This window comes from Streptomyces sp. NBC_00582, from assembly GCF_036345155.1.
In the GTDB taxonomy this organism is placed as follows: Bacteria; Actinomycetota; Actinomycetes; order Streptomycetales; family Streptomycetaceae; genus Streptomyces.
The window spans coordinates 3,341,001-3,353,090 of sequence record NZ_CP107772.1 but is presented as its reverse complement, the minus strand read 5'-3'; the positions used below and the strand labels follow the sequence as shown (position 1 = coordinate 3,353,090).

The 12,090-nt window shown below is 73.2% G+C and carries 21 protein-coding genes; 4 read left to right on the top strand and 17 right to left on the bottom strand.

The window, feature by feature from the left end; genetic code table 11:
• Positions 1 to 16: 16 nt before the first annotated feature.
• From OG852_RS14485 to OG852_RS50980, 16 genes are all read right to left on the bottom strand, one after another.
• Entirely contained in the window at positions 17 to 1,435 is a 1,419-nt protein-coding gene (locus OG852_RS14485) for a hypothetical protein (RefSeq protein WP_330348144.1), read from the bottom strand.
• A gap of 3 nt (positions 1,436 to 1,438) precedes the next feature.
• Complete coding sequence (locus OG852_RS14480) at positions 1,439 to 1,984, bottom strand: hypothetical protein (RefSeq protein ID WP_330348143.1); 546 nt, start codon at positions 1,982 to 1,984, stop codon at positions 1,439 to 1,441.
• Entirely contained in the window at positions 1,981 to 2,229 is a 249-nt protein-coding gene (locus tag OG852_RS14475; protein WP_330348142.1) for a hypothetical protein, read from the bottom strand. The genes OG852_RS14480 and OG852_RS14475 overlap by 4 nt, the downstream gene beginning before the upstream one ends.
• Complete coding sequence (locus OG852_RS14470) at positions 2,226 to 2,627, bottom strand: hypothetical protein (protein WP_330348141.1); 402 nt, start codon at positions 2,625 to 2,627, stop codon at positions 2,226 to 2,228. The genes OG852_RS14475 and OG852_RS14470 overlap by 4 nt, the downstream gene beginning before the upstream one ends.
• On the bottom strand, positions 2,624 to 2,854 hold the full coding sequence (locus OG852_RS14465) for a hypothetical protein (protein WP_330348140.1): 231 nt from the start codon (positions 2,852 to 2,854) through the stop codon (positions 2,624 to 2,626). Before OG852_RS14465 ends, OG852_RS14470 begins: the two co-directional genes overlap by 4 nt.
• 6 nt (positions 2,855 to 2,860) lie before the next feature.
• Positions 2,861 to 2,989: a hypothetical protein gene (locus tag OG852_RS14460; protein ID WP_330348139.1), complete on the bottom strand. Its 129-nt coding sequence runs from the start codon at positions 2,987 to 2,989 to the stop codon at positions 2,861 to 2,863.
• A gap of 86 nt (positions 2,990 to 3,075) precedes the next feature.
• Entirely contained in the window at positions 3,076 to 3,660 is a 585-nt protein-coding gene (locus OG852_RS14455) for a hypothetical protein (protein WP_330348138.1), read from the bottom strand.
• Positions 3,657 to 4,406, bottom strand: a complete 750-nt coding sequence (locus OG852_RS14450) for a hypothetical protein (protein ID WP_330348137.1) — start codon at positions 4,404 to 4,406, stop codon at positions 3,657 to 3,659. The genes OG852_RS14455 and OG852_RS14450 overlap by 4 nt, the downstream gene beginning before the upstream one ends.
• A complete protein-coding gene (locus tag OG852_RS14445) occupies positions 4,403 to 5,032 on the bottom strand; it encodes a hypothetical protein (RefSeq protein WP_330348136.1) in 630 nt (209 codons plus the stop codon). Before OG852_RS14445 ends, OG852_RS14450 begins: the two co-directional genes overlap by 4 nt.
• Positions 5,033 to 5,115: 83 nt before the next feature.
• Entirely contained in the window at positions 5,116 to 5,508 is a 393-nt protein-coding gene (locus OG852_RS14440; protein WP_330348135.1) for a hypothetical protein, read from the bottom strand.
• A complete protein-coding gene (locus tag OG852_RS14435) occupies positions 5,421 to 5,774 on the bottom strand; it encodes a hypothetical protein (protein WP_330348134.1) in 354 nt (117 codons plus the stop codon). Before OG852_RS14435 ends, OG852_RS14440 begins: the two co-directional genes overlap by 88 nt.
• Complete coding sequence (locus OG852_RS14430) at positions 5,771 to 6,268, bottom strand: hypothetical protein (protein WP_330348133.1); 498 nt, start codon at positions 6,266 to 6,268, stop codon at positions 5,771 to 5,773. Before OG852_RS14430 ends, OG852_RS14435 begins: the two co-directional genes overlap by 4 nt.
• 331 nt (positions 6,269 to 6,599) lie before the next feature.
• Positions 6,600 to 7,019, bottom strand: a complete 420-nt coding sequence (locus OG852_RS14425; RefSeq protein ID WP_330348132.1) for a hypothetical protein — start codon at positions 7,017 to 7,019, stop codon at positions 6,600 to 6,602.
• Positions 7,012 to 7,935, bottom strand: a complete 924-nt coding sequence (locus OG852_RS14420; RefSeq protein ID WP_330348131.1) for a hypothetical protein — start codon at positions 7,933 to 7,935, stop codon at positions 7,012 to 7,014. Before OG852_RS14420 ends, OG852_RS14425 begins: the two co-directional genes overlap by 8 nt.
• A gap of 88 nt (positions 7,936 to 8,023) precedes the next feature.
• Complete coding sequence (locus OG852_RS14415; protein ID WP_330348130.1) at positions 8,024 to 8,242, bottom strand: helix-turn-helix transcriptional regulator; 219 nt, start codon at positions 8,240 to 8,242, stop codon at positions 8,024 to 8,026.
• A complete protein-coding gene (locus tag OG852_RS50980; protein ID WP_443064528.1) occupies positions 8,178 to 8,450 on the bottom strand; it encodes a helix-turn-helix domain-containing protein in 273 nt (90 codons plus the stop codon). The genes OG852_RS14415 and OG852_RS50980 overlap by 65 nt, the downstream gene beginning before the upstream one ends.
• A 180-nt stretch (positions 8,451 to 8,630) precedes the next feature.
• Between OG852_RS50980 and OG852_RS14405 the strand changes: the two genes are divergently transcribed.
• From OG852_RS14405 to OG852_RS14390, 4 genes are all read left to right on the top strand, one after another.
• On the top strand, positions 8,631 to 9,050 hold the full coding sequence (locus OG852_RS14405) for a helix-turn-helix domain-containing protein (protein ID WP_330348128.1): 420 nt from the start codon (positions 8,631 to 8,633) through the stop codon (positions 9,048 to 9,050).
• A gap of 105 nt (positions 9,051 to 9,155) precedes the next feature.
• Positions 9,156 to 9,368 (top strand): hypothetical protein, encoded by a 213-nt coding sequence (locus OG852_RS14400; RefSeq protein WP_330348127.1) that lies wholly within the window; start codon positions 9,156 to 9,158, stop codon positions 9,366 to 9,368.
• Complete coding sequence (locus OG852_RS14395) at positions 9,352 to 10,617, top strand: tyrosine-type recombinase/integrase (RefSeq protein ID WP_330348126.1); 1,266 nt, start codon at positions 9,352 to 9,354, stop codon at positions 10,615 to 10,617. The genes OG852_RS14400 and OG852_RS14395 overlap by 17 nt, the downstream gene beginning before the upstream one ends.
• A 60-nt stretch (positions 10,618 to 10,677) precedes the next feature.
• On the top strand, positions 10,678 to 11,007 hold the full coding sequence (locus tag OG852_RS14390; RefSeq protein ID WP_330348125.1) for a hypothetical protein: 330 nt from the start codon (positions 10,678 to 10,680) through the stop codon (positions 11,005 to 11,007).
• A 301-nt stretch (positions 11,008 to 11,308) separates the two neighbouring features.
• Here OG852_RS14390 and OG852_RS14385 read toward each other — a convergent pair whose 3' ends face one another.
• Positions 11,309 to 12,073, bottom strand: coding sequence for an SDR family NAD(P)-dependent oxidoreductase (locus OG852_RS14385; protein WP_133913976.1), 765 nt, complete (start codon positions 12,071 to 12,073; stop codon positions 11,309 to 11,311).
• Positions 12,074 to 12,090 lie beyond the last annotated feature (17 nt).

Genomic DNA, 12,090 nt, shown 5'->3' with positions numbered 1-12,090 from the left:
CTCTCCTCTCGGGGTGTCAGGCGGCTGGCAGGTCGGTGCGGCAGAGGCGGCAGTGGGTGTGGCGCAGGGGCAGGCGGTAGGGCGCGGTGCAGCCGGGGCACTCGCGCAGGGGCGCGGCTGGCGGCGGGGGCGGTGGTTTCCAGCGGGGGCCGGAGTGGCGGTCGGTGGGGGTGTCGGCGCAGGCCTTGCAGGGGCGGCCGGTCCGGGGCTGGAAGCCGTAGTGGCAGTCCGCGGTGCCGCACCGTCCGGGGCGTGCGGGCAGGGCGGCGCCGTAGATCCACCGGCCCGGGTCGGTGATCTGGGCGGGCGGGGTCCATGCGCGGAGCCGGGTGAGCTGGTCGCGGATGTCCTCGGCGAGGATCCCGGCGTCGAGCTGGCGGCCGATCTCGCGGGCGATGCGCCGGACCATGAACGCCGAGACGGCCGGGAGGAGATCCGCGACGGGGGCCAGGACGGCCCAGACGCGCGGGCTCAGGGTCAGCGCCGGTCCGTCGTACGCCGGGCCCGCAGCGGGGCGCACAGGCGGTCGAGGGGCGGGCTTGAAGGCGACCGGGACGATGCCGGGCTTAGCTTTCCGCGTGAAATTTTCACGCCCCTGCCGGTTACCGCTGGTATCCACAGGCGTGGCGGGCTTACTACCGGTACCTCGCCTACGGCGGAAAGAACCACCCACCTGGGTGCTTCTCGGGTCGGTCAGTCCAGAGTCTTCCTTGATCGCGAGGGATCCGCCATCTGCGCTCGGACCCGATCCGCCATCTGACGACACGGGCGCGGGCGGCGCGGCGGCCGGGGGAAGCGGCCGGTCGTGGACGGTGTACTCGTGGCGGCCGTGCGCGCCGGCGCGGCGGTCGACGGTGATCCAGCCGAGGCGCTCCAGCTCGCCCACCATGCGGCGGGCGGTCATCTCGGTCACGTCCAGGAGCTCGGCGAGCTCGGCCATGGTGACCGGTGTGCCGGTGGCCTCGGCGTAGGTGATCGCGCAGTACAGGACGAACAGCGGGTGGCGCATCGTCTTCGCCGCGAGGACAGGCACGATCGCGAAGTGCTCGTCCCGGCCGACGGCGCGCGTCCAGCGCTCGGCGGTCTCGCCGTCGCCGGCGGAATCGGTGTGCCGGATCGTGGTCAGCTCGGGCGTTCCGTCGCGCCCGGGCGCGTGGAGCTCGGCGAGGTAGCGCTCGCCGGTCCGCTTGCCGTCGCCCATCCACCGGGCGAGCGTGGCCACGGAGGCGCGGCACCGCTCGGGCCGCACCTGCAAGGCGGTGATCTGCGCGTGCCAGGCGACGGCGCCAGGGCTGTAACGGCCCTCGCCCCATACGCGCTTGGCCAGCTTCACCTTCTGCCCGTACCAGCGCGGCTCGTCCTGCCCGGGGCCAGCACTGCCGGCCCCGCCACGGAGGTGGCGGGGCTCGGAGGCGGACGCGGGCAGGAGCGGCATCCGTCAGACCAGGTCCGACAGCAGGATGACGTTGTCGTCGTCGAGGACCAGGGCGCCGTGGTGGTGCAGCAGGTGCACGCTCGCGCCGGCCTCCTCCTCGTCGGCGGCCAGGCCCAGTTCGTCGTCCGACAGATCCGGGTGGGCAGCGCGGTAGGCGGCCACCATCCCGGCGTCGGCCGTCGTGGCCACCAGCTCCGCCAAGGGGACGAGGGCCGCGTGGCCGGGCTGGTCCGGCACGGCCACGGGCAGCTGGCCCTGCTGGATGTAGCTGTCCAGATACAGCGCGGCCACAGGGATGCGGCGGCCGTACAGCGGGCCCAGGCGCTGCACGCGCTCGTACAGGGCCCGCGCCTCCTCGCTCGCTCCCTCCTCCAGCGTCACGGTCTCCGGACGGATCCAGGCCAGGTAGCCGGAGAAGGGCAGCTCCATGGCGAGCAGCGGGTGTGTGAGCTGGTCCTGCTCCTGGCGGAGCGGGCGGTTCGCGCGGGCCCGCTGCTGGCGGGCCAAGCGAGCGGCCCGGGCGGAGCGGTTCTTGGCACGGCGGTTCACGGCGGGGCTTCCTCCTCGGTCGGGTCGGGGACGGTGTAGGTCGCACCGCAGGGGGCGGTGCGGATCCCGGGGCCGGTGTGTCGGTGGCGCTGGCCACAGCCGCTTTCGCCGTCGCACAGGACGGTGAACTCGGTACGGCCGGAGGTGACGATCGGATCCGCGGCGACGGCGGCGGGGCCGCCCCACCGGGGCGGGTCGGCGGGCAGCAGCGGTAACTGCCCGGCAGGAGGCCGGCCGCCGCTCACGACACGGCCCCGCTGGGATGCGCGGGCTCCGTACGCTCCGCGCCCTCGCCGCCGGCCGGGGCGGCCGCGGGCCGAGGCGGCATGGTCAGGGTGATGGGCCAGATGCGGCGGCTGGTCCACAGGTGGATGTCCGGACGGGTGATGTAGCCGCCGGACTCCAGCGCGGCCAGTCCCTTGCGCACGCAGTCCTGCGACAGGCGCGTGCACCCCGAGAGGTTGCCGAGGGTCTGCGGGCCGCCCGTCTCCAGGCGGGAGCCGCCGGCAGCCATGTGGGCCAGGACCAGTGCGACCGCACGGTGGTTGGCGTGCAGGTCGGCGCCGGCGAACACGGCGCGTTCCCACTGGGTCCGGCTGAACGGCGGGGCGGACGGGAGGGGAACGGGGCGAGGCGAGGTCATGCAGAGGACTCCTTCGGTGCAGGCCCGGGGCAGGACCGGGCGTGGGTCTGGGCGAGACGTTCGGTGAGGGCGGCGACGTCGGCGGCGCCGACCGCCTCCTCGTCGCAGCCGTTGAGGCAGGTGAAGCGGGCGACGGGCAGCCGCAGCCATACGCGGCGGACGCTGTGGTAGTCGCCGAGGTCGACGTGCAGGCCGAACAGGTCGGCGGGCGGCCACCGCTCGGCCATGGCCGGTCAGCCCCTGGCGGGCGTGGCCGGGGCGGCGGCCGGTCTGGGCGCGGGTTCCTCGCCGGAGGCCGGGCGGTGGCAGCCGAGGACCGCGGCCAGGACGGCGGCGGAGATCAGGAGCCAGATGCGATACACGACGAGCCTCCGTACGGGTGTTCGGGTTGGGTGGTCCGGCCGCCAGCAGCGGTGGGGGGTGAGCGGCCCGGCGGCCGGACCGGCTTTCAGACGCCCTCGGCGGAGGCGGCGGGCTGGGGTCTGCGCGGGACGGCGTATCCGGGCTGGGACGGCACGGCGCGGGCACCGAGAACCGTGAACCGGCCCTGCGGACTGATCCGCTGCGCGGCGACGCCCTGCCGGTGGGCGAGAGCCAGGACCACCAGACCCTGACCGACCAGTTCCTCGAGGCTCAGCCCGGTCACCGCCAGGTCGGCCAGAGCACGGCGCAGCGCGTGCCGCTTGCTCAGGTCGACGTCGAGGGTCAGCCGGCTGTCCACGGGGATCCGGCGCGGCAGGCGCGCCACCGGCGCGCCCGGCGCGGCGGCGCCCTGCTCGTCGGCGCGCGCGTCCTCGGCAGGCGGCGCATCCTGCGGCGCGCTTTCGCCCGTGGCGCCATCGCTGGCCTGCGGCGTTTCCGGCGCAGCAGGCGCGGCGGGCGGCGCGCTCTCGCACTCGTCCTGGCGCTTGATGGCGTCCAGGTCGCGGCGCACGGTGTCCTTGCCGACGCCGAGGCGCTCGCCGATCGCGCGCCGGCTCAGGCCCTGCTCGTGCAGCTGGCGCACCAGCGTGCGCCGGTCCGCGCGCGTCACTGCGCCACCTCGCCCGACTGCGCAGCGCCGGCGGCCCGCTGCTCGGCGAGCTGCCTGCGGTGGGTATCCCGCGCCGGGAGGAGGACGTGGCCCAGGGCGCGTTCGGCGAGGAGGCCGTACTCGTAGGCGGCGTCCTCCAGGCCGCGGGCGGCGTCGGCGGCGTCGAACATCTCGTTGGCGTCGCGCTCGGTCACGTCGCGGTCGTCGCGGCCCGCGATCTCCTCGCAGACGTCGAAGGCGAGCTGCTTCGACGTCAGCCGCTCGTAGGCGCGCTCGACCTCTCCGCCGTGGACCCAGCCGGTCAGGCCCGCGATGGCGCAAGGGTGCGGGACGGGGGCGGGCCGCTCGTAGCCGTCGAGTTCGAACACGACCTGGCGCGGCTCCTGGCCGTCCTGCACCAGGCCGATCGCCCAGGCAGCGCCGGAGGCGAACAGCAGCGCCGCCTGCCGGTACTCGCGGCGCGTGAGTCTGCGGTGCTCGCCGTAGACGCGCTGCAGCGTGAAGAAGGCCTGGACGTGCGGGCGGTGGTTGGTGCGCGTGCGGCGCCACAGAACCGGGGTGCCGGGACCGGGCTCGTGGGTGGTCTTCCCCTCGTGGAAACGGTTCGACCTCTCCAGGTGGGCCACGTTGAGAGCGGCGGCCCGGTCGGCGATCTGCCACTCGCGCGCGGCCTCGCCCAGCGCCCGGACACTGCCCTCGAGGAGCTCGAACCAGGGCGCCGGCTGCGGCGCGGCCTCGAACGTCATCGCGCACCCCCGACGTGGACGGGGCGGCCGTCACGGACGATCGTCAGCAGATGCGGGCCCGCCTCGAACCACGCCTCATTGATCGGGCAGTCGGCGGCCTCGGTGGCGTAGCAGCCCACGTACCCCTCCTGCTCGTCCTGCGCGAGCGGGCTGGAGTGGGCGACGAGCTTCATGCTCATCAGGCCGTCACCGGCGTCGTCGATCACGTACGTCTCCCCGTGGGCGGGGAAGTCGCCGGCGGCCGGGTAGGCGAGCAGGACGACGTCGCCGCGGCGGCACGGATACCAGGGCGCGGATTCCAGCGCGTTCCCGGCCGACATGAGCGCGCCGATCTCGCCGCCGAGGTCGCGGCGGCGCTTGGCGTCCTCGGCCTGCGCCAGCGGGGACCGCGGCTCCTGGGACCGCGGCCGCCCGTACAGGCGGGTGAACTGGTGCTGGGCCAGGTCCGCGGGGCGGCCGGTCCAGGTGTTCGTGTGGGGTGTGCCGTCGGGGTTGGCGGTGCCGGGCAGCGTCTCGGTGACCGTGACGGTCAGGTACGCCGGCGTGGCGCGGGGGATGACGTCCTCGATGCCTTCGGTGAGGATCTCCAGTCGCGGGTCGCGGCGGTGTACGACAGGTCGGTGCATGGTGCGGTGTCCTCGGTCGTGGTGGCCGGGTGGGCGGGACGGTTCAGGTCACGTCCCGCCCGCCCGGGGTTCGGGGTGGGCGGTCAGGCGGTGGCGCGGATGGCGGACGCGGCGAGCGCGTCGGTGGTGTGGGTGATCCACGGGACGGCGAGGGCGTCGAGCGGGCTGCCGGGGCGGATGCGCCCCAGGGGGCGGCCGCACTGGCAGGTGCCGACCAGGTCGATGCCGCGCTGCTCGACGACCAGGGCGTGACCGGCCCCCGCGCTGGCCGCCGTGATGGCGGCCGCGGCTGCGTCGGCGGCCGTCACCGCGGTGTCGAGGTCCTCGGCCAGTTGCGGGATCGTCGCGGTCCACTCCGGGACCGTGGAGCCCCGGCCGAGTCCCTGGATCAGGCGGCCTCGCAGCTCGTGTCCGAGGAGTCGGCGGCGGAGCGTGGGGCGGCGCAGGACTCCGGCGATGACGTCGGTCCGGTCCATCGGTCCTCCTCGGTCGGGCGGGGCAGGCGGATACGGGGCGGGTCCTGCGGCCAGCGGTAGCGGGCGCGGGCGGCGCGGACCCGGCGGCCGCGGTTCAGGTGGAACTCCGGCTGCCACGGGCCGCTGGCGGTCTCGGGCAGGTACGGCACCCGGGGCGGCCGCTGCCGTACCCGGGGCAGGGCGCGTCGCCTCCAGCGGGTGTCGTCGACGCCGAGGGCGACGAGCACTGCCAGGACGACGGCCACGGTGACGAAGAGCCAGATCATCGGGGCGTCACCCCCATGCGCTCGTCGTAGGAGTCGAGGGCGGCGCCGAGCTGGGCGGCGCCCGTCCAGCAGGCCGTGCCGTCGGGCTTGTCGCAGCCACAGCGGATCCCGCACACCGAGGCGTGCATCGCCAGGTGGCCGACGACCGGAGGGTCAGCGAGCAGGGCGGCGTCGGGCACGACCACGTCCGCGCCGGAGTGGACCAGCCAGCCGACGATGTGCGACCACTCCAGCGTCAGGCCCTCGGCCCGCACTGCGGGCACGGCCAGGCCGTCGTGCCCGGGCAGCCACTCCAGCCGTAAGAACAGCTCCTGGCCGCCTCCGGGCTCGAAGCGGGTGCCGGTCTCCATCGCGTCCGGTACGAACTCGATCTCGCCCAGCTCGGCGGACACGGCGGCGGCGTAGCGGTCCAGCAGCAGCGCGGCCAGCAGCGCGGCGAGGGTGGCATCGCCCAACGGCAGCAGGCTGCTGCCCCGGGTGCTCTTCCCTGCCATGCCGGCCGCCAGCTCCCCGACGGCGGTCACTGCGGCTCACCGCCCGACCGCGTCGAAACGGCGCGCAGGTCCGCCCGTGCCTGGGCGATCGCCGAGCACCGGCCGGGGCAGTACCAATGCGCGGCCGCGCCATCCGCAGCGCCACTCACCTGCACCATGCCCGCTGTCGGCGGACGCGGGGAGGTGACAGCGGTGCCGCAGTTTTCGGCCGCGCACTTGGAGACGATGGGCGTGTCGGTGGCCGACTGGCTCTTGCCCGTGCGGCCTTGGTTCCAGGCCAGGCGGGCCCGGCGCTGTCCTTCGCTGGTCTCCGGAAGTCGGGGGCGCGGCATCAGCTGTCACCCCCAGCGGCGGGCGCCTGGTCCTTCTCCGAGTCCAGGGCCGCTGCCGCGGTGTCGGTGAGGCGACGCGTGCCACAAATCCGCACCTCGGTCCCGCCGAGCGTCACCTTCAGCTCCGCGTGCTCGAACGGGTGGGCGGAGTCGCCGTGGATGCTGATCACGGGCTCGCCGCCGAGCGCCTGGGCCCAGGCGTGGACGCCGTCCACACCGTGGGTGCTGATCTCCACCGAGGCCCTGGTCGTGGCCTCCTCGTCGAGGTAGCCGGAGACGTGGACGTACGGGTGGAGGGCGCGGATGGGCAGTTCGGGGTGCTCGGCCAGGACCTGGCGCAGGGCCTGCCCCGTACGGAACGCGGCGGCCTCCAGGGCCTCGATGGTCTGCAGCGGGGTGTGCCCGCCGGTGTCACTCACCGGACACCGCCCATCCGGCCGCCGCGAGCTCGGCCGGGGTGGCGCAGGCGGAGCACAGGTCGATGCCCTGCTCGTTCGGCACCCACGCACAGCCGCCCGCGCACGCGGCGCTGTCGGTGCAGCTGCACCGCTTGCACCGTGCCACGTCGTCCTCGTCCGGCGCGTCCTGGTCGGCGGCCGCAATGTCGGCAGCGCCTGCGGTCATCGCGGCGTTGGCGCACAGAGGCGAGCACCACCAGCGGGAACCGAGCGTGCTGCCGGCGACGGCGACGAGGATCCATCCCTCGACCGACGGGTCCGAGACGTCGAGGTCCTCGTGCGCCATTCCGCAGCCGGGCGTCTCGCAGCCCTCAGCGGTGTGCAGGACCGAGACCAGGAGGCCACCGAGTTGCAGGCGCTGTTCGTCGGTGAGGGTGAGGAACGCCTGAGCGCCGAAGGAGGTGTTCAGCGGGACGAGGGTGCGTTCGTTCGGGGTGTCGCCCGAGGGGCCCATCACCAGGCCAGCCCAGGTGAGGGACGGCGGGATGTCGTCCGGGCGTCCGGGCTCCAGCGCGGTGAGGATCTCGCGGACGAACATCAGGTCGGTGTCGGGACGCCCGAAGACCAGGTGCTGCACCGCCCGGTAGCGGGCGTGGAACCAGTCCAGTGCGCCTTCGGCCTGCCGGGCCTCGGTGACCTCGGCCTCGTCGTCGGCGTGCGCCTGGTCGTACGCGGCGGCCGCGATGTCGGCCGCGGTCTGCGGGTCGAACAGGAGCCCGACGTCCATCAGGGACTGGGCGATTTCGGCAGGGGCCCCGGCGCCCCGCTTCATCGCTGCGGCGATGGTGCCGGCGGCGGCCGTCAGGGACCCGCGGCGGCGCTCGGCGGCCGCGGTCTCGGAGGTCTGCGCCTCCGGGGTCTGGGATGCTGTGGTCACGGTTCTCCACTCCTGGTTCGGGTTTGGGTGTGGTGTGCCGAGGGGTCGCGTTCCGGGGTCCAGCCGGGCGCGGCCCCGAACTGTGTGATCAGGCGACGGCGCGGCGGGCCAGCTCGTCGGCGTCTTCCTGCGCTTTCAGCCACGCCTCGACGACGTCGCGGCGGTACAGAACACCGCGGCCGGCCTTGACGCCCTTGGGGCCGGTGCCCCGGTGGCGCCATCCGCGCACCGTGGCCACGGACCTACGGACGTGGACCGCGAGCTCCTTCGTCGTCATGAACGGCGAGTCGGTGTTGGGCTCGCTCATCGTGTGCTCCTTCGGCTCCTTCGAGTTCTTCAACTGGGCAGTTCAGGCCCCGCGCGATCCGGACCAGAACCTCGGGTTGCGGGGCGCGCTCACCGCGTTCGATCCGGGACAGATGGCTGGGGGAGACACCGACGGCGGATGCGAAGGCACGGAGGCCTTGACCGTTGCGTTCTCGCCGTCGGCGGATTCTCGGACCATCAACCTGCATGCCGTGACGATACGCAACGAAGCGCATCGATGCAACGCATTGAGCGGAGTTGATGCGAGACAAGTGTTCGGTATGTCGAGTTGACGCGTTCTTGCATGTCGGCAGGGGTCTGGTCGCTCTACCCTGTTGCCTGTTGTTGCCGGTCGTTGACTGGCACGGAACACGAAGGGGCGCTTCGTGATGACCATGACCCAGGACCCTGATGCGTGGGGGCGTCTAGGACGGGCGCTACGCGCGGCGAGGGAGAGACAAGGGCTGACCCAGGACGAGCTCGCTCAGCGGGCAGGCGTCTCGACGAAGAGCGTTCAGGATGCGGAGGCGGGCCGCGTGCCCAAGAGGCGCATGCCCTACACGCTCGCACCCATCGCGAAAGCGCTGGGCTGGCCGTCAGGTGCGGTCGATGCGGTGCTCGCGGGCGCCGAACCGCCGGGCGGCTGGCAGGACGTCCGAGTCGAAGTCACCGACGACCAGGTGGAGGCCGTCATCTCCAACGCCATGGTCCGGGCATTGGACAACGTGACGTCGGCCGAGATCCGCAAGGCGACCAAGATCGCACTCGACGACCTGCGTCGTCGCGGTTTACTGCGTGAGTCGAGCTGAACGTTACTGAACGTTTTGCGACGAAACGCTTAGCAACGAGACGTAACAGGTTTACTCTTCTCTGACTCGGACGGTCACGTTCCGCCAGGGGGAGGCGTACAGCCTGTGCTCAAACGTTCCGTTGCCATCACCGTTGCTGATCTTGAGTCGTCCCGCATCGCCGCCTTTACGGCGGTGATCGACGGCACTCCGGTCGCTGTCGTCAACGCACGCGCCAGAGAGGACCCCGAGATCCGAGAGCAGGCGGCTGCCGTGCTCGCCGATCTCGGGGTCGACGAACGCACCATCAGGGAGGTGGTCAATGGGGTACGTCGTTGACCGGTGGCACCTGTCAACTCCGCCCAAGGGCGCCGCTGAGTGCGGCGAGCACAAGGGCAAGGTCGCCGCCAAGGCACACGGCAAGGGCAAGCGCTGGCAGGCCCGCTACAACGGCCCGGACGGCGCCGAGCGGACATCGCTGCACCGCACCAAGCCCGAGGCCGAGAAAGAGATCACGAAGCAGGAGGCCTCGAAGCTCGACGGATCGTGGATCGATCCCGACCGAGGCAAGACGAAGATCGAACAAGTCGTGTTCGACATCTGGCTCCCGGCGACCAACACGATCGAGCGCACCAAGCGCGAGTACCGCGGCGTGATGAACCGCTACCTGATCCCCGAGTGGGCAGGGCGTGAGGTCCGTTCCATCCGCCCGAGTGAGGCCGGCGCCTGGCAGAACCTGCTCACCAGCAAGTACGAGCTCGGCGGAGCCACCCCCAACCGTGTCTCCCGCCTGGTGCGCTCGGTGTTCCGGATGGCCGTCATCGACCGCATGATCCCCGTCTCGCCCTTCGACGGCATCAAGGCCCCCACCCTGGTCGAACCCCACATCGACCCGCCGGACGTGAGCACGGTCCGGCTCATCATCAAGGAGGCCCACCGGGACAGGTGGGCGGTGATGGCCCAGCTCGACGCCCTCACGGGCATGCGCTCGGGCGAGATCCGCGGTCTGCGCGTCGACAATCTGCGCCTGCTGAACCAGGCCCTCGACGTCCACCAGCAGCTGGTGTACGAGCCGGGCAAGGGCTATTACCTCGACAAGCTGAAGACCGGGGCCGGCCGCCGCACGCTGCCGCTGAACAAGGCCGCGATCGATCTCCTCGCCTGGTACCTCTCGAAGTACCCGCCCCCGGCGCAGGGCGAGTGGGCAGGCCTGGTCTTCACCATGCCGGGCGGCACGCCGATCGGTGAGTCCACGCTGGACTGGGCCTTCAAAGCCATGTGCACCAAGGCGAAGGCCAGGCGCTACCGATGGCACGACCTGCGCCACCACTACGCCTCCGTGCTGATCGCCGGAGGCGAGAACCCGAAGGTCGTCTCCCGACGGCTCGGGCACACGGACGTGGCGTTCACCATGCGGATCTACGCGCACCTCTTCGCCGAGGCGGAGGAGCAGACGCGGTCCGTCCTGGATGCGGCGTGGGCGGAGCCGGGCGAGACTGACGGAAGCGGCGGGGAGATTTCCCAGCCGACCGGAAGGAATCCGGAACCCGTCTCCCGGGAGCGTGCTCTTGTCCAGGTCAATCCATGATCTAGGAGTTCACCACTGGATGTTCCAGGCGGAGAACGTCTGACCCGGGGCGGAAGGGCCGTGGCGGACCGCGTGGTGCGCCGGGGGGCGCTGGTCGGGCTCGGTGCCGTGTGGTGGTGGGCCGTGGTCAGGCTCGCCCTGGCACCGGGCGCCGGCGCTCTGGAGGGTGCGGTCGCCGCCGGCGGCTGGGGGCTGAGCCTGCTGCCGGTGCACTGCGTGGCCAAGGGGCGGGCCGTGGGGGCGATCGCGGCGGGGCGGTGGCGGGCGGCCTGGTGGGGGCCCGGGGCGGCGCTGCGGGCGGGGCCTGAGGGCGAGGGAGCGGAGGCCGCCGGGTCGGGGGAGGGCGCGGAAGCCGGGTCCGGGGAGGCAGGGGCGGCCGGTTCCGGGTAGGCCAGGGCTGGGGAGGCCGGTGCGGTCGGGTCTGGCCGGTGGGGTCGGGTCTGGCCGGTGGGGTCGGGTCTGGCCGGTTAGGCCGGGTCTGGGAGGGCCGGTGCGGCTGGGTACGGGGAGGCCGCGGGTCGGGGAAGGCCGGTGCGGTCGGTTCGGGAAGGCGGGAGCCGCCGGTTTTGGGAAGGACGGGGCTGCGGGGCCTGGTGGCGCCGGGGGTGTCGGGCCCGCTGAGGCCCGGGCTGTCGAGCCCGGTGAGGTGGCCGGGGCCGCCGGGGGCGAGGGTGGGGGCTTGGGGAGAGGGTCACCAGGGCATGGCCACTCCGCCGTTCGGGCGGAGGATCTGGCCCGTGGTGAAGGCGGACGCGTCGGATGCCAGGTGAAGGACCGCGTGAGCGATGTCCTCCGGCGCGCCGACGCGGCCCAGCGGCGACATACGGGCCATGAGCGCCTCGGTGTGCGCCTGTGCGCCGGGGTCGTGGCGATCGGTCATGGGGGTGCGGATCCAGCCGGGGGCGACGGCGTTGACCCGGATGCCATGACGGCCGACCTCGGTCGCCAGGGTCTTCGTCAGCTGGACCACGGCCGCCTTGGCGACGCCGTAGCAGAGCAGACCGGGGCCGCCGGTGTCCACGGCGCCCGAGGCCATGGTGACGATGCTGCCGCCGGTACCCTGCGCGAGCATCAGCCGGGCGGCCTCCTGGCAGGCGTACAGCACCCCCTTGAAGTTGACGTCCAGCACCCGGTCGAGGTCCTCGTCGCGGGTCTCCAGGACGGGGCTGCTGTGCATGATCCCGGCGACGGCGGCCATCACGTCGAGGCGCTCGCAGGACTCCACGGCCCGGCGGACCTGCCCACGGTCGGTGACGTCCAGGTGGTGGGTATGGGATGTGCCGCCCTGGTCCTCGATCAGCGTCGCCGTCTCGTGCAGGCCCTGCGCGTCGCGGTCCGCGCCGTGCACGGTGGCGCCGGCGAGGGCGAGCAGGACGGCGCAGGCGCGGCCGATCCCGCTCGCGGCGCCGGTGACGAACGCGGTGCGTCCGGTGAGGTCGTACGCCTTCACGGCCATGAGGGGACGGTACGAGT